Below are 17,303 nucleotides of genomic sequence, written 5' to 3'. Positions count from 1 at the left end.
TCTCGGGGAACTGCAAGAACGGGTCAACACTTAAGAAGCGGCCGACATTGAAGTCGTAAATCCGACCGTTCATATGAATTAACTGCTGCTCATTCAAATGCTCGTGGTCGGTGTAACCTTTGGTAACCCCTTGCCAGGCTGTCAGTAAGGCATTGCCTGCGGCAATATCCCGTGGCCGGCCGAACACATCATAACCCCGGTATTGCAGAACAGCGCCCGTTTGCCCATCGATTAAGGTATCGACACTGCCTAAGTGGTCCCTTAATACGTGCTGGAATGGTGATTGATTGCCTAAGCACCCTACATGGGCTTTCATCTTGATGGTGTGGTCACCGATGTAAGTCTTATCGATGGTGGCACTGCTGCTCACCTCACGTTCAAAACTGCCCACATAGTAGGTAGTCGTGATGCTGCTACCTTGCTGCTTAACCTGTTTATAGCGCTGACCATTCGCATCATAACTAAAGGTACTGGTGGTGCCATTACGCACCACAGTTAAGGGTTTGTTTTGGTCATCGTAAGTTAAGGTCGCCCCATCGCCAATTAACCGATTACCATTGTTATCATAAGTAAAGTTGTAGGTTGTACCGCCGCGAATAAACTGTCTTATCGCGTTGGGGCCTGCATTACCCCCTAAACCTTTACCCACATTGCCATACAGATAACCGCTGCCGTAATCATCTTTGACCAGAATATTCCCCGCGGCATCATAGTCAATATCTTTTTAGCTAAACGAGCAGCGAGGGGGTTAGTTAAGATTGGCATTGTTGCACCAGTGACCGTTGGCGGCATGGCCGCTCTTTCACATCCATGTGAACGCGGCATTTACACTTCGGTGTGCTACAGATGTCGCCGTCGAGCCTATATGGATATATTCACGGCGTGTCACTGGGGAAGCAATGTCAATTAATGCGTAATGCGCGTAGCTCAACTGTCTTGCTTTGGGGCATAAGAGAGTTAACTGCAGATGGCTGCTATTGGCTGAAACCAGAAGGTCTAATGCAGATTTTCCATCCGTAATTATCTTCGTTTTTTTAGTTTACGCTGTAACCAGTGCCGTTTTAAGCGCTGTGGTTTCCTGTGGTGTTAGTTGCCGCATTTGACCTTCTTGTAACTCACCAGATGCTAATTCGCGTAAATTCAGCGCCATTATGGCGACGCGCTCAAGATCGATAACGCGATATCCGAGTGCCTTGGCCATACGCCGAATTTGGCGATTTAGTCCCTGAGTTAGCACGATTTCAAAGCTGTCCGAACTGAGGCGGCGGACTTGGCAGGGCAAGGTTTGCACATCTTTATAACGCACTCCACTGGCCATTTGTTCAACAAACTCATCAGTGAATGGCCTATCGAGGCGCACATGGTAGGTTTTACTGTGGGCAAAACTGGGGTGCATGAGTTTATGGGTTAGCTCACCATCATTAGTTAACAGCAGTAGGCCGCGGGAATCTTTATCGAGCCTGCCGACGGGATAGAGTCTTGGCGCTTTGGGGAGCAAGTGTACAAGACTCGTTTCATCCTGCTCCAGCAGGCGGCAATCCGTGCCTACGGCTTTGTTAAATGCCCAGTAGGCGAGGGTTTCGGTTTGAGTGATAGGTGCGCCATCAAGCTCAATACGGTCGAGGCAGTTTAATAATTCGTCCAAACGGATGGGATCTGTGTGGCGGGCGATATGGCCATTGAGTGTGATGCGCCCGGCCTCAATTAAACGGCAGGCTTCACGGCGTGAGCCTATGCCACACTGGGCGAGGTATTTTGCTAAGCGCATGGATTACCCTAAAGTATTTGGCGTTCTTGGGCGCGATGATACAGTATTTTTGATAGGCGCCGCATTGCAAAGGCTAGGCTTAAACACCAAATGATACTCAAGTTAGTTTGGAGCCACATATTGGCTGAAACAGTACAAAAGTGTGTTTGGGGCACACAGGGAGGGAAATCCAATATTGTCCAATCTAATTGCAGGGTTAAACTCACGGCACTACAAAAGCTTATCAGACTTAAATAGAACAGTGGCTTTGGGCAAATAAACCGAGGCACTATTCCCGCTATAATCACAAGGCTGTGTAAGATGAGGGTGCTTAATAGATAACTCGTTGAAACTATTCTGTGTATGCTCAAAAAATTAATGGGGAATATTCCCATCAAAATCACAGAGATTCCTACCCAGGCACCTGTTAGTGCTATCCATTGGCTAAACGTATCTAGTTTTAGTAAGTAGAGTCCAGCCATTGAAATAAGTATGCAAAGCCCTGCGGCTAATAAGCTTAAATTAAACACATAAGCGAGAGGTGAGTTGATATAGTTACCTAAAAAATCAGCGCGTATTTGTAAGACTTGAACTCCAACGTTTTGATATTCAGCATAAATAGCAATTAAAACTCCAGAAGTACTAATAAAGGCTGCGCCTACAATCAACCATGTAATAAGACGATGTAGATCGTATTGACTTGGTTCTTGGTGATAAAGAGGATTCATGGAGACTAAAACATACTGATGGGAAATGACCACACTGAATGCGGTAACTTGCCTGAATTGTTTAATGAAGGCAAGCGAGTTTATGCTTTGTTGCCAAAAGAGAGCTTTAAAATGATCAGGAACGCCTAGTGCGTTCCTGATCATAAAGGTTAGATTTTACTCGTACGACTCAAACACATTGTTTAGTGTCGTTTGCGGAAAATCACAATCGCAACGGCCACGACGGCTAAAATCATACAGTACCAAGCGTGTGATACCGCAGCCAATGGGGTGATGCTAAAGGTCGAGGCGATCAGCAAGGCTTGTGCGCCATACGGGATCAAACCTTGGATAATACAGGCGAAAATATCGAGGACGCTGGCGGCACGTTTTGGGCTCACGCCATGTTTCTCGGCTAAGTCTTTGGCAATATCACCGGTCACAACAATAGAAACCGTATTGTTGGCCACACAAGTGTTAGTCACTGCGACTATGCCAGCCATACCCAGTTCTGCGGCGCGGCATGAGGCTTCACCTTGTGCCTTTGAAAAACGCGTGATCAGCTTTTCAATCTGTTTGCTCACAAAGGCGAGACCACCTTGTTGCTGCATAAGTGCCGCTAAACCACCGACCAGCATAGACAGAATGAAAATCTCCTGCATATTGCTAAAGCCAGCATAAATATCTTTACCAAATTGGATTACGCCGTAATCCATGGTAAACAGACCCGTAGCGCCCGCTAATAAGATACCTAAGGTCAAGACCACAAATACGTTCAGACCCGCCACAGCTAAGATCAAAATGGTCAGATAAGGAATGACCTTAATGAGATCTATGTTCTGCGACGCTAATTCTGCTTGGCCTTGGCCTGCAAATACAAAGGCAATCAAGGTTAGCAGTGATGCGGGAATAGCGAAAATCAGGTTTTCACGGAATTTATCTTTCATATCACAGCCTTGAGTGCGCGTAGCTGCAATCGTGGTATCGGAAATAATCGATAAGTTGTCACCGAATAGGGCGCCAGACATCACAGCACCTGCCATCAGGGCATAGTCGATTTGCGCTTGGTCGGCCACGCCGAGGGCGATGGGTGCGACAGCAGCTATGGTGCCCATTGAGGTTCCCATGGCTGTTGCGATAAAGGCCGCAATCACGAAGAAACCGGGTAACAACAAGTTTGATGGGATCAGTGATAAACCCAGAGCAACAGTGGCATCGACACCGCCTGTGGCTTTAGCGACCGCTGCGAAGGCGCCTGCTAATAAATAAATCAAACACATAGCAATAATGTTGCTGTGACCAATACCGCCAATGAAGGTATCAATCGATTGATTCAATTTCTGTTTTGATAAAATCAACGCCAGAATAATCGCAGGTAAAATGGCGATAACACTCGGTAATTGATAGAAGGCGAAGTCGACACCTTGGCTTTGGAAATACACACCCGCGCCAATGAAAAGACCAAGGAAAACAAATAATGGCAACAGGGCAATGAAAGATGCCGGGCTGTGCTGTGTTGCTGGTGTTGGATTGCTCAAATGTTATCTCTCTTTCGCTTAGAGTTCTTTCCGCAGGTTCCTTAGCAGTCAAACTCGCTTAAATTTAGTGTCACTTCGGCATCGTATCCTAGCAACTTGAGGCAAAGCATATTTGATCCCCGCCAACCTGTCAATTTAGACGTCTAGATGTTTTTACTTCCGTTGTGATCGCTAGGTTATTAATAGGTTGTATAAGATGAAGCTCAGTCTACATTTGAATTTATAATCAATGTTTTATCAGTTTGCATTCAGGTTAAGTTAGCGGGTTTTTATCTGATTTAGAGTGTATTGCAACAGAATGGAATAGCGTGAAATTTAAGCTAATGACTGGTGTGATGGAGTAAGCTGGCTATTTATCGCCCCATTGAGCTTGAGTTGTTGATGGGTAAGTCAGCATAAATAACGTAAATGATGAGTGGCATTAATCAATAGGGCTCATTTGAGGACGTATTGACTGAGTTCGCTTGTGTAGCTTTGCTATAGCAATTGCACGTCAAATAACTTTAACAAAGCCTTAATAAGCAATCTATTGTTTTTAAATGTAAAACGGTGTTAACCATCTAAAATCCCCATAAAAAATAATGATAACAATTTGTATTGAAGTAGAGACTTTAATAGAATCCGCACAAATTATGTTAATTACTCTTAGTGCTTTGTTTAAATTTAACGGGATGAAGTGTTTATTGCTGATCCCTCAGATCTTCCTACTACAGTGGGTTTTATCATGATACGTCGCGCTAAGCCATTACTCGGAACACTGGTGGAAATTGCCGCCGAGTCACTGCCAGATCAAGGCGGTGTGATCCCACTTGGGGATAAAACCTTAGAAGCCGCGATCACAGCGGCTTTTTCGCGTGTGGCGCATATTGGGCGGTTGCTGAGTTTTCATCAGCAGGACAGTGAGTTAAATCAGTTAAATCGCCAGCCGGGAACATGGATTAGTGTAAGCCAAGACAGTTTACGGGTGCTCAAGTTAGCTAAGTGGCTAGGCAAGGCGAGTAATAATTTGTTCAATTGTACTGTCGGCGGGGAAATGATGTCCCGCGGCGCTTTGCCTGCTTATCTTGGTATGCCTTTACTGTTGCAAGGCGAGTGGCAGGATATTGAAATAAAAGGCAATCAAGTGCGATTAGCTAGACCACTCATTTTAACCTTAGATGGTATAGCCAAAGGTTATGCGGTCGATATGGCGGTGAGTGAGTTGCGCCGCGCGGGCGTTGGCGGTGGTTGGGTCAATGCCGGTGGGGATTTAAAAGTCTTTGGCAGTGCCTCTTTAAATGTACTCTGCCGCGGCCAAAAGGGATTGAGCCAAAAGATCTGCGTGAGCAATATGGCGCTGGCAAGCTCGCGAGTATCACAAACTTTAAGCCATGATTATCCGGCGTTATTACTGCCAACGGGCAATGTTACTGATGTAAATGTCGATACTGAAACTGAGCGCATTGTCAGTGTGAGTGCGCCCTTTGCTTGGCGTGCCGATGCCTTGACTAAGGTTGCGGGTTACTTAAGTTCTGACTCCGTCACTGATAGAATTGCCCACTTAGGTGGTCGATTAGTCAGTTTTGAGTGATGTATCTTTTGGCTGTTTTACAGCTTTTGCAGATGATTGAATTAGAAATTCAATCATTACTGTGAATTAACATTAAACAGTTAGTACTGTTATTCGCACTTTAACGGGTGAATCGATACAACTTGGGTTCAGTATCGTTACCGTTATTTGCAATTTGCATACGGCAGTGGAGCTTTTATTATCTTCAGGCTTTGTTTTGCAGGATTCCTATTAAATTGTTTCTATTAAAAAGAGTGCCTTTATTGGGCACTCTTTTCGTTTCAATAGCTTATCGCTAACCATTTATCTTAAGCGACTTTAAATCGCGCCACTTCTTTTTGTAGATTGTTGCAAATAGCCTTAGTGTTGACGACGATTTGCTGAGTCTCTTGAATGACTAAGTTGCAGTATCTTGTTTTATCGGATAATTCAGTCAAGTTACGGTTAATTTCTTCGGTTACATGGGTTTGCTCTTCGGTCGCCGTTGCCGTTTGAGTGGACATCTCGCTGACCTTAGAGGTGGAGTTTAGGATTTCATCCAATGCATCTTGGGTTTGGCTGGCGAGGGTGACGGTTGATGTGGTCAGGCTGGCGCCCGATTCAATGCTTTTAACCGCGTCATTTACGCCGCGTTGTAACTCTTCAATCATACGCTGAATATCTTGGGTCGAGGTTTCGGTGCGACTCGCTAGTGTACGCACTTCGTCGGCGACCACGGCAAAGCCGCGGCCCTGTTCACCAGCGCGCGCCGCTTCAATTGCTGCGTTAAGGGCGAGCAGGTTAGTTTGCTCGGCAATAGAGCGGATCACATCGAGCACTGAGGCAATATTGGCTGAATTGACTGAGAGCTTTTCGATAACCGTTACGGCATTCTTAACCGATTCAGACAGTTGCTGAATATGATTAACGGACTGGGCGAGGATATTTTTACCTTCCACCGTTTGGTCGTTCACCTTAGTGATTTCGGTTGCCGTGTGCAGGGCATTGCTGGCGACTTCTCTTACGGCCGCACTCATTTCATTGACTGCTGTGACTATGGTATCGACAAACTGCTCTTGTTCATGGCTGATGTTGATTGTGGTGGTGGACTTAGTCGCAAGGCTTTCAACGGTTTGGCTTACATCCTTGGTTTGACCAATAATCGAGATCACCATCTGCTGCAGTTGTTCCACAAACAAGTTAAAGGCCTCGGCAAGCTCACCGATTTCATCCTGACGTTTGATGGGGATCCGCTGAGTTAAGTTACCGTCACCATCAACAATGTCATTGATCCTGCTGGTGATATCTTTAATCGCGTTAACGATGATTTTAGGGCCAAAGTAGGCAATCAACAGGGCGACTATGGCCACTAAGCTGGCTATGGTGAGGGATATTTGGGTTTGGGTGGTTGCCTGTTCAGTTGCTTGTAAGTCTAGCTCTTTTACGCGGTTATCGGCCGCTTCCCCCGCCGCATTGTAGATGCTTCTTAAAGCTTTAAATTCTTGCTTGGATTTGGTCTCGTGAAGCTGTTTCGCCCGTTCAAAGTCATTACTTTTGACGGCATTAATGACTTCAGATGAGGCTTGATACCAAAGGGAAAATTGCGCTTCAAAGCCATTGGTGGATTGCAGTACCAGCAGATGGTCTTTAAGGATTTTTTTAAACTCGCCCATTCGGTCACGGGCTTGGTCGACGTTTTCTTGCCAGTTATCAATCTCACTCTTGCGATTCTCGGCTGATAATTCTTCCCTTAATAACACTTCTTCACTGAGCTGTGCTTGGTAAAGATCGCGGTCTGCATTGAGAATTGCCGAAATCGCAGGATTAAATAACTGACTGAACTCTTGCATCTGTTTTACCGTCGCACGGCTTTGCATGGCGTCGGTGACGGCCATAACAATGAGCGCAGTCGCCATAATGGCAAACATCAGTGAAAACTTAACGCGAATACTGTTAAACATAGGAGTATCTCCATTAATAACCTAATAAATAGCTTAGCCGTTATTTATAGAATTGCTTTTACATGCAGTAAATTGCGATGGGATTCTGGGCGAAGTTTTGTGCCCATAGAAAGAAGATGAATAGCCCCGACTGTGCAGCCAGGGCTTAGGTGTTTAGCTTAAATTATTCGGGGCAAGCTAAGGTGGAGATGGCTTTTGGCTTAGGTTTTATCTGCACTAGCATGACGCCAATAATGACCATAGAGCCGCCAATGTAATGATAAATGGCCAAGGTTTCATCTAGGATAATGGCCGCCAGTATCGCCGCAATAATCGGCATTAAATTAAAGAACACGCTGGTGCGATCGGCGCCGAGTTTGCTGATGCCATTGATCCAAGCCCACGGCGCGAGCAGCGAGGCCGCAATTGCAGCATACAGTATTAGTGGTGCCGATTGTGTGCTAATTGCCATACTCGGGCTACTGAACAGCAGTGGTGTCAGCATAAATACGGCTATGAGTCCTTGAATATAAACCGATTCCCAAGTGGGCAGTGGTAATTGCCAGCGTTTTAGTAATACACCATAGAGTGCATACACAAAGGCGCTGAACAGCAATAACAAGTCACCTTGGGTGACGCCGATGGCAAGATTCATCATATCGCCGTGACTTAACATAAAAATTAAGCCAACGAGCGAGATCAGTGTGCCACCAAAGGCTAACGGCGACAGCTTCTGTTTGAGTAAGGGAACGGCTAAAAACAGGCTGATCATAGGCACGAGTGAGGTGATCAATGCCATATTCGTCGCCGTGGTGGTGGCCGCGGCAAAATAGGCCAGACTCTGGTTGAGCACCATACCTAGCATGGCCAAAGTCGCGAACTTAGGTAACAGCGGCAAGATCACTCGGCGCTTTTGCCACACGCGATCCGCGACAAAGGGCGTTAATAGCAACATTGCAAAAAACCAACGGTAAAACGCTATGGCTTCAGGATCGATAATCCCAAATGAGAGTTTATTAACTATCGAGTTACCCGCCCAAATGAAAACGGCTAATAGGGGAAACAAATACAACATGATCTTGCCTTTCGATAATGGTTTACGTGGCTGGACATGAGTGAATAGGCATAAGCGACTGAGTCTACATGGCTAAAGCTGAGTAACTCATAATGAGACTCTGCTTACTACGTATTACTTATACATCCAGATAATCATTGCAGGCAATTATCCATGGTCGGTTATGATATAGATATCGCTTATCAGACAAGGTCAGTTCCTCGGCGGACAGAGTGCTATGGGATGGCAAAATCGCTTGAGCGCGATTAAACCAGTGCGATTAAATCTGGATTGCTTGAGTGCTATTAACCAGTTGAGTGCTATTGAATCAGAGAGTGTATTGAGCTAGAAGGCTTTAAGGACAGACAAATGCGTACGGTTTATCATCCCCTTACGGCAGAGCAAGAGCCAGTTACGGATATTTTCTTTAACTATGAAGCTTTCTTGCCAAATACGGTAACGCCAAAACATCAACATGTTTGGGGACAACTACAGTTAATCAGCGGTGGAATTATGGAATTACATGCTGCAGGGCAACGGTTTTTATCGCCATCGCAATATGCAATTTGGGTTCCTGCGGGGATAGAGCATGAAAGTTTCACTCGGCGTAGTATCCATTATTGTTCGATGAATATCGTTGCCGAGCGGGCTGCGGCGTTTCCCCTAGAGACCTGTTTGTTAGCTGTGACACCTATTGCCCAATCTATCGTAAACGATCTGCGGGAGCGGCAAGTTAGAGTGGCAAACTCGGCGGCGGATAAACGGCTTGTTGAGGTTTTGCTCGATCAGCTCACTATCGGCCAAGCTCTGCCGCAATTTTTGCCCACAGTCTCAGATAAACTGTTACAGCCGTTGTTGCTGGCACTTGAAGCCGACCCTGCGAGTCCTAAGACCTTTAAATCTTGGGCCAATGAATTACACACTACAGAGCGTACCTTAGCCCGTCGTTGCCAAGAGGCGCTGGGGATGAGTTTTACCGAGTTAAGGCAAAGGCATAAGTTTATCTATTCATTACAATTGCTGCGTCAGGGGCTAGCTATTAAAGAGGTGGCATTAACGCTCGGCTACAACCAAACCTCACCTTATATCGTTATGTTTAAAAAGTATGCCCAGTGTTCGCCGGAGCAGTATCGCCGTCGATTATGATGGCGCATAAGTTTAGTGTGATGGCATATAAGCTTAGTGTGTTGAAAAATGACCTGTTGTTAATTCGAACGCTAGCGGATGTTGTGAGGCGATAAGCGGATAAAACCGAGAAATAAAATAGGGTGCCAAAGCATTTAGCACCCTATTTTCGGCCTATTTAAAGAAAGGATTTAAGGTTTTTTTACATTGATGGATAAATTAGTCGGATGCTTTTTGGCGGTTCCGTTTATCCTGACGCTTCTCTTTTAAGGTTTTCATTGGCGGTTTTTTGTTTTTTTCTTTACTCATAGATATAGACTCCAAAGTGAAGGTCACTATCCGGTTCCGCGCCGCAATTCGGTTCCGATAGTTGGGCTCAATTTTTATTTCAGGCTTAAATTGAGTCGGTTTATTTATAAAGGACACATAAAACGTAATTTAACGATGAGGTGCCGAACCTAAACCTCTTAACCCCTTTGCTTTTTTTACCTTAAAGCGCTGCCATGACTTAGTGTAAATAGTGGCAAAAGGCGTTAATTTCAGTGTTAAATTAATTTAATGCCTGTCTTTAATAAATAACGCGGCCAGTTAATGACTTCAAAATAACATTCCTTCTTATCCTATTATGTTGAAAGTACCGCTAGAAGCCGCCGCTAATAGCGAGTTGAAGTATGTTGTCACGGAGTAGAACACACTATATCTTTAATTACGCCATCTAAAATGGCTTAACACTTGAGTAGATTCAGTCAACATAAATCACTAAAAGCCATTAGAAATAACGCTGCTTAAATCAGCTGGCTACTTAGCTTTTTTAGGTTTTTTCGCTAGACTGACATCTTTAATCATAAACAGCACTGGCTTGCCTAAAATACTCACTTCAGCCAACTCGCCCTTTGACCGCCCAAGTAGGCTAACGCCTAAATCGGATATAACAGAGAAGCGTCCTGCACTGGGTTTATGCTTTGGTGGATACACGAGCTCAATTTGATACTCCTGTTGATCCTGCAGATTAACTAAGCGGACCTCCCGCCCCACAGTCACTTTATCACTCGCCACATCATGCTTGAGCTGCTCAAGTTTGCTAATCACGCCTGCCAAAGCAGTTGGGCGCAGGGAGGCATTAAAACTGTTCTGTAAATAATAGGTTTCGGTTTTTAGTATAAAATTCTGAAATAAACCGCTAAAAAAGGAATATGCCATTTCCGCCTCTGAAATAACCAAGTAAAAGTGCAAGCAAAGAATTTAAAAAAGAGGAATAACTGGATTCAGTGCTTATTTAACAAGAGTATTAAAGTTCTGCCGAGCGCGAATGACGCTCGGCTTAGACTGGGAATTTGAGTGAGAAGCGGAATGATTTAGCCAAGCAGCAGGTTAAACTAAGAGTGCTCGCTAATACATGGGGAAATAGTGATGAAAATGCAGTGCTAAACATAGTTTTACATCTCCAGTCAAAAGTGTGTTATGGGTTGCTTTTTTAAGCGCTCAATATGGCAAATAATGTAAAGTGCTAACTAAGTAAAGTGCTAATTAAATAATTCATGTTTACTTGGTTGATACCATAGGCCAAGTGAAAAAATAATGCAAGCCCAACCAGGTTCATATTGCTGAATATACTTATCTACAGAAATATTCATTTAACACTAAATTAACTTTGTTGGTGTTGATGCCAATCTTAGTCAATTTAATCCTAGCACGCGTAAAATAAATCGAGCACTGATGGGTATAGCGATGAAATACCCATTAAGTAAATAGCGCACTAATTCACTAAAGTTGCTCATTCAAATAAAGTACTCATTCAATAATGTACACTCGAATAATCCCTTAGCTCGGTGATTATAATACTTAAGTATATTTTAACGCTATGCTATGCAAGCTAACTGAATTAAGCCTTAATGTGTGCGTTTAAATGGTAAATATCGGGTATCCACTTAGGTGGTTAATCCCGCGCCTTTCAACAGTATTTTAATGCACATGGAGACGAGGAACACGCAACTGACGCTCGTGCACCAAATGAGCACTAACCAGCCGAGTCGATAGCTGAGGGATTTAGTTGGGGTCGTCATGTTTATCTCCAGCATGTGTAAAGTTATCTAAAGTGAATTAGCGACCTAAGCCAAATTAGCTTAGGTCGCGTTTTGGGAAGCCTCTTTTACCTGAGTCATGGCTAGTGATAGCCTGCATCTTTAGTGACTTTGCCGCGGAACACGTAGTAGCTCCAAAAGGTGTAAACCAAAATCAGCGGGATGATCATCAGCGCGCCGACGAGCATAAAGCTTAAGCTGCTATCGGGCGCGGCCGCCTGCCAAAGGCTGATGTTGGGTGGAATAATGTGTGGCCAGATACTGATCCCGAGTCCACTAAAACCTAAAAAAACCAGGCATAGCGTGAGCATGGATGGCTGATAGTTATCATCGCGGTGCAAGGATTTCATCAAGGCCCAGCCGCAGGCTAATACCAGTATGGGCACTGGGGCAAAGTAGAATAAATTCGGTAAACTAAACCAGCGCAGGGCAATATTGGGCTGCACAAAAGGCGTCCATAAACTGACTAAGCCTATGGTCATAAGCAGGCATAAGGTCAGTGCTCTGCCGAGTTGTTGCATGGTCGTTTTAAGCTCGCCTTGGCATTTTTTCACCAGCCAAGTCGCGCCGAGCAAAGCATAGGCCAGCATAAGGCCAAATCCACAGAAGAGTGAAAAGGGCGATAACCAATCGAAACTTCCACCGCTAAATTGTTGGTTACTCACCGAAATACCTGAGATAAACGCCCCCAGTACTACGCCCTGTGAAAAGGTGGCAGTGATAGAGCCGAACATAAACGCTTTATCCCAGAATGGTTTAGCTTCTGCGCCCGACTTAAATCTAAACTCAAACGCCACGCCGCGAAATATCAGTGCCAGCAACATAATAAGCAGCGGTATGGTCAGCGCTTCGAGCACTATGGCGTAGGCGAGGGGAAAGGCACCGAGCAGGCTAGCGCCGCCGAGCACTAACCAGGTTTCATTACCATCCCAAACGGGGGCGACGGTATTGACCATAATGTCCCTGTCATCCTCGTCGTGGATAAAGGGAAACAGTATGCCGATGCCGAGATCAAAGCCATCCATCACGATATACATCAAGGTGGCAAAAATGATGATCCCGAACCAAATCAAGGGTAGATCGAATTCCATGGTGAGCCCTTAAATATGTTTAAGATTAAATAAGTAAAACTAGATTTATTGACTTTAAAATTAATGGCTTGTTGCTGCGATATCTGGCCCTTTGCGGATGAGTCGCATCATATAGCGATAACCCACACCGAAGATGCCGCAGTAACTGACAATGAAAATCCCTAGGCTGATACTCAGGTGGGTAACGCTATGGGAAGACACGGCATCTTGCGTGCGCATCAACCCTTGGATCACCCATGGTTGGTGCCCAAGTTCGGTGGTAAACCAGCCCGCTAGTGTCGCGAGCAGTCCTGCAGGGCCGAGCACCAGTACAAATCGCAGAAAGTGTTTGTTGCTGTAGAGCTTGCCTTTGCGTCTGAGGTAAGCGCTCCACAGTCCGGCAAAAATCATCAATAGGCCTAAGCCGACCATGACCCTAAAACTCCAAAACACTAACAACACATTGGGTCTGTCTTCCGCGGGATACTCAGTCAAGGCGGGCACTTGTTTGTTTAAATCGTGCTTTAAAATCAGACTCGCCAGCCCTGGAATTTCAAGGCTGAAGTGGTTTTTCTCTGCGTCCATATCAGGAATGGCAAACAAGATCAGCGGTGTGGGTTTATCGCCCTCATTACGCCAATGGCCTTCCATTGCCGCGACTTTTACAGGTTGATATTCAAGGGTATTTAAACCATGAAAATCACCAATCACAGCTTGCAGCGGCGCGACGATTAACGCCATCCACATCGCCATAGACAACATTTTACGAATTGCGGGCGTATCGTTCCCTTTGAGTAAATGCCACGCCGCCGATGCGCCGACAAAGAAAGCCGACGAAATAAACGCCGCCACTGTCATGTGGGCTAAACGATAGGGAAATGACGGGTTAAACACTATCTGAAACCAATCCACAGGAATGACGCGATTGTTTACAATTTCAAAACCTTGGGGCGTCTGCATCCAACTGTTTGAAGCTAAGATCCAGAAGGTCGAGATAATCGTGCCCGTGGCGACCATGCAAGTGGCGAAGAAATGTAGGTTTTTGCCGACCTTCTGCTGACCAAATAGCATGACTCCCAGAAATCCCGCTTCGAGAAAAAACGCGGTAAGCACTTCATAGGTGAGAAGTGGCCCAGTCACACTGCCGGCGAAGGCGGAAAACGCGCTCCAATGGGTACCAAATTGATAGGCCATCACTATGCCAGAGACCACGCCCATGCCGAAGTTAATCGCAAAAATCTTTGACCAAAATTGATAGAGTTGCTGGTACACCTGATTCGCCGTTTTCAGCCATAAGCCTTCTAATACCGCTAGATAAGTGGCGAGGCCGATAGTGATGGCGGGGAAAATAATGTGAAAAGAGATGGTAAAAGCAAATTGGATCCTAGCAAGTACAGTGGCATCAAAATCAAACATAATTTCCTCGAGAGATAAGAGTCTCGTTACAAAGGCATTCATTAATGCTTTGTCCGCTAAGCCCTAAATCGGCTCGACGGTGAAAGCTTGTGCGCCATTAGACCATGGGATAAGCTGGCTATAACAGACACAGAATATATTGATTTAGCTATAACAGATGGCGAAATACGAGCAGTTAGCGCAGGAATTAAAGACACGAATAGCCCAAGGCGTCTGGCAGGCGGGGGACAAGTTGCCGTCGCTGCGCCAAACGGTGGCCGATTCGGGTTTGAGTTTGATGACAGTGCTTAATGCCTATCAGCTATTGGAAAGCCAAGGCGTGATTACGGCGCAGGCAAAATCGGCTTATTTAGTGGCGCCGCAGCCAGAAACCTTTCGCTATCCCGACCGTCAGCGGCAGATTTATCTCTCTGATAAAGTGGATATTAACGAGTTCGTATTCTCTGTTTTGCAGGCGTCAAAACAGGCGGGCATAGTGCCCTTTGGCTCAGGTTTTCCCGATCCCAGTTTATTCCCGCAGCAAGCGTTGGCGCGCTCGTTAGTCAAGGTTACTCGGCACATGTCACCGTCTTTTGCTGCCGATAATTTACCGCCAGGCAATGCGGGGCTGCGTAAGGCGATTTCCCAACGTTATGCCAAATTGGGTATGAGCATTTCACCCGATGAAATCATCATTACCTCGGGCGCCATGGAGGCGCTGAACTTAAGTTTATCGACCCTAACTCAAGCGGGGGATTGGGTAGTCATTGAATCCCCGACCTTTTATGGCGCGATGCAAGCCATTGAGCGGCTTAAGCTTAAGGCGATTGCGGTCGCGACCGATCCACAACAGGGGATTGATCTCGAGGCGCTAGCGGAAGTGTTAAAAACTTACCCAGTAAAAGCCTGCTGGCTGATGAGCCAACATCAAAACCCCTTAGGTTGCAGCTTGTCAGATACTAAAAAACAGGCGCTTTATCAGTTACTAAATGAGCATAAGGTTAGTCTGATTGAAGATGATGTTTATCAAGAGCTTTATGTCGACGCTAGCGCGCCAAGGCCAGTAAAAGCCTTCGATACCGAAGGACGAGTGTTGCACTGTGGCTCATTTTCTAAGTCTTTGATTGCAGGTTATCGTGTCGGCTGGGTGGCGGCGGGGCGCTATGCACCTCAGTTACAACGATTACAGTTAATGTCGACGCTATCGACCAGCGCGCCCATGCAGCTTGCCATCGCCGACTTTATTCAGTCGGCACAATATGAGCGTCATTTGAAGCAGTTACGTAAAAAGTTAGCCGATCGCAAATTGGCCATGTACCAGTTATTGCGCGCGCATCTGCCCGAGTCTGTGGGGGTTAACTTTGCACAAGGCGGCTATTTTCTTTGGTTAGCGCTGCCAGCACACATGGATGCGACACAAATTTATTCTCAGGCGATAGCGCGCGGGATTAGTATTGCTCCCGGCAATCTCTTTAGTAATCAGGTCGAGTTCCGCCATTTTATGCGTTTGAATGCCTCATACGAGTGCTCGCCAGAGATAGTCTCTGCTGCTGTAGTGCTGGCCGAACTTATCCGCAACTATTCGCACTAGCTCATTATGCTAGCTCGTTATGTGAGCCTGTTATGTTAGCCCGCTTTGTTGTTTGAGGTATGGGGACAGAAGTTAAATGCTGAGGTTAAAAAGTTTTAGACTTCCAGATGTCTATCTGTTAGCTTGTTGAACATGCACAAATCTTGTGCAATCCTTTGGGTTCGAACAAGGACAGCACTCTGTTGAAGGAAGGCAAAATGAAGCTTGAATCACTGGCATTACACTACGGTTATGAGTCAGAAGCGACCACAAAAGCGGCCGCGGTACCTATCTATCAAACCACCTCTTATACCTTCGATGATACCCAGCATGGTGCTGATTTATTTGACTTAAAAGTCGCAGGTAACATTTATACGCGGATCATGAATCCTACTACTAGCGTGCTAGAGCAGCGACTCGCAGCTATAGAAGGCGGCATAGGTGCACTGGCCGTGGCATCGGGTATGGCGGCGATTACCTATGCGATTCAAGCCTTGACTCAAGTTGGCGATAATATTGTCAGCACCAGTCAGCTCTATGGCGGCACTTATAATCTGTTTGCCCATACGTTGCCGCGCCAAGGCGTAGAAGTGCGTATGGCGGCCTTCGATGATTTTGAAGGCCTCGATGAGCTGATCGACGACAAAACTAAGGCCTTGTTCTGCGAATCAATTGGTAATCCCGCGGGCAATATTGTCGATTTACAGCGTTTAGCCGAGATTGCCCATAAGCATGGCGTGCCTTTAATTGTCGATAATACGGTCGCAACCCCAGTGTTATGTCGCCCGTTTGAGCATGGCGCCGATATCGTTATCCACTCTTTAACCAAATACATAGGTGGCCATGGCACGACGATTGGCGGGGTGATTATCGATTCTGGCAAGTTTGATTGGGTGGCGAATAAGGAAAGATTTGCCTTGCTTAACCAAGCCGATCCTTCTTATCACGGCGTGGTTTATACCGAAGCCTTTGGTCCTGCGGCATTTATTGGTCGTTGCCGTGTGGTACCGCTGCGTAATACCGGCGCCGCACTGTCACCGCACAGTGCATTTTTACTGTTGCAAGGCCTTGAAACCTTAAGCCTTAGAATGGAGCGCCATTGCTCGAACGCGCTAGCATTAGCCGAATATTTGGTGTTGCATCCGGCGGTGAGTTGGGTGAACTACGGCGCGTTGCCGAGCAGCCCTTATCAGGATAATTGCCACAAGATCACTGGCGGAAAAGCCTCTGGGATCATTAGCTTTGGGATTAAAGCGGCCACGCCTGAAGAGGGTAAAATTGCCGGCGGACGTTTTATCGATGCGCTGCAGATGATCCTGCGTTTAGTGAACATCGGCGATGCGAAATCCTTGGCCTGTCACCCTGCGAGTACCACGCACAGACAGCTCGATGCCGATGAACTGGCACGGGCGGGCGTGTCAGAAGATCTTATCCGTATCTCGGTTGGGATTGAGCATATTGACGACATCATTAATGATGTGGCGCAGGCGCTCGATAAGGCACTGGTGAGCAAGTAGTTCTTATTAAGTAGCCCATATCGAATAGCAG

Annotated in this window: 14 protein-coding genes; 4 read left to right on the top strand and 10 right to left on the bottom strand. The window is 46.0% G+C overall.

All coding sequences use genetic code 11. The features are described from left to right. The 4 genes from Q4Q52_RS18665 to Q4Q52_RS18650 form a co-directional block, all read right to left on the bottom strand. Nucleotides 1-649, bottom strand: a 649-nt coding sequence (locus Q4Q52_RS18665; protein ID WP_311991322.1) for a hypothetical protein, incomplete at its 3' end; no start/stop codon positions are given. A gap of 390 nt (nt 650-1,039) precedes the next feature. Beyond that, nucleotides 1,040-1,768: a 23S rRNA pseudouridine(2604) synthase RluF gene (locus Q4Q52_RS18660; RefSeq protein WP_311991321.1), complete on the bottom strand. Its 729-nt coding sequence runs from the start codon at nt 1,766-1,768 to the stop codon at nt 1,040-1,042. An 8-nt stretch (nt 1,769-1,776) separates the two neighbouring features. Continuing rightward, nucleotides 1,777-2,619 (bottom strand): hypothetical protein, encoded by an 843-nt coding sequence (locus Q4Q52_RS18655; RefSeq protein WP_311991320.1) that lies wholly within the window; start codon nt 2,617-2,619, stop codon nt 1,777-1,779. Between the two features lie 38 nt (nt 2,620-2,657). Continuing rightward, a complete protein-coding gene (locus Q4Q52_RS18650) occupies nt 2,658-3,992 on the bottom strand; it encodes a Na+/H+ antiporter NhaC family protein (RefSeq protein WP_063884109.1) in 1,335 nt (444 codons plus the stop codon). Between the two features lie 724 nt (nt 3,993-4,716). Between Q4Q52_RS18650 and Q4Q52_RS18645 the strand changes: the two genes are divergently transcribed. Continuing rightward, nucleotides 4,717-5,562: an FAD:protein FMN transferase gene (locus tag Q4Q52_RS18645; protein WP_311991323.1), complete on the top strand. Its 846-nt coding sequence runs from the start codon at nt 4,717-4,719 to the stop codon at nt 5,560-5,562. Between the two features lie 287 nt (nt 5,563-5,849). On the opposite strand, the gene Q4Q52_RS18640 is transcribed toward Q4Q52_RS18645, so the two are convergent. Then, on the bottom strand, nt 5,850-7,481 hold the full coding sequence (locus Q4Q52_RS18640; protein ID WP_311991319.1) for a methyl-accepting chemotaxis protein: 1,632 nt from the start codon (nt 7,479-7,481) through the stop codon (nt 5,850-5,852). Nucleotides 7,482-7,644: 163 nt separating this feature from the next. Continuing rightward, a complete protein-coding gene (locus Q4Q52_RS18635; protein ID WP_311991318.1) occupies nt 7,645-8,535 on the bottom strand; it encodes a DMT family transporter in 891 nt (296 codons plus the stop codon). Between the two features lie 348 nt (nt 8,536-8,883). Between Q4Q52_RS18635 and Q4Q52_RS18630 the strand changes: the two genes are divergently transcribed. Then, a complete protein-coding gene (locus Q4Q52_RS18630) occupies nt 8,884-9,660 on the top strand; it encodes a helix-turn-helix transcriptional regulator (protein WP_311991317.1) in 777 nt (258 codons plus the stop codon). A gap of 777 nt (nt 9,661-10,437) precedes the next feature. On the opposite strand, the gene Q4Q52_RS18625 is transcribed toward Q4Q52_RS18630, so the two are convergent. The 4 genes from Q4Q52_RS18625 to Q4Q52_RS18610 form a co-directional block, all read right to left on the bottom strand. After that, on the bottom strand, nt 10,438-10,839 hold the full coding sequence (locus tag Q4Q52_RS18625; protein ID WP_311991316.1) for a GreA/GreB family elongation factor: 402 nt from the start codon (nt 10,837-10,839) through the stop codon (nt 10,438-10,440). A 728-nt stretch (nt 10,840-11,567) separates the two neighbouring features. Next, on the bottom strand, nt 11,568-11,702 hold the full coding sequence (locus tag Q4Q52_RS18620; RefSeq protein WP_311991315.1) for a DUF2474 domain-containing protein: 135 nt from the start codon (nt 11,700-11,702) through the stop codon (nt 11,568-11,570). A gap of 101 nt (nt 11,703-11,803) precedes the next feature. Continuing rightward, a complete protein-coding gene (cydB, locus tag Q4Q52_RS18615; RefSeq protein ID WP_311991314.1) occupies nt 11,804-12,811 on the bottom strand; it encodes a cytochrome d ubiquinol oxidase subunit II in 1,008 nt (335 codons plus the stop codon). 60 nt (nt 12,812-12,871) lie between these two features. Then, entirely contained in the window at nt 12,872-14,206 is a 1,335-nt protein-coding gene (locus tag Q4Q52_RS18610; protein ID WP_311991313.1) for a cytochrome ubiquinol oxidase subunit I, read from the bottom strand. A 157-nt stretch (nt 14,207-14,363) separates the two neighbouring features. Here Q4Q52_RS18610 and Q4Q52_RS18605 point away from each other — a divergent pair, with 157 nt between their 5' ends. Both Q4Q52_RS18605 and Q4Q52_RS18600 read left to right on the top strand, forming a co-directional pair. Then, nucleotides 14,364-15,776: a PLP-dependent aminotransferase family protein gene (locus Q4Q52_RS18605; RefSeq protein WP_311991312.1), complete on the top strand. Its 1,413-nt coding sequence runs from the start codon at nt 14,364-14,366 to the stop codon at nt 15,774-15,776. A 197-nt stretch (nt 15,777-15,973) separates the two neighbouring features. Further along, nucleotides 15,974-17,272: an O-acetylhomoserine aminocarboxypropyltransferase/cysteine synthase family protein gene (locus Q4Q52_RS18600; protein WP_012090043.1), complete on the top strand. Its 1,299-nt coding sequence runs from the start codon at nt 15,974-15,976 to the stop codon at nt 17,270-17,272. Nucleotides 17,273-17,303 lie beyond the last annotated feature (31 nt).

This window comes from Shewanella sp. SP1S2-4 (genome assembly GCF_031932075.1).
Lineage (GTDB): Bacteria > Pseudomonadota > Gammaproteobacteria > Enterobacterales > Shewanellaceae > Shewanella > Shewanella baltica.
Note: the sequence above shows the minus strand (reverse complement) of the source record. Positions and strands in the feature narration are given on the sequence as shown.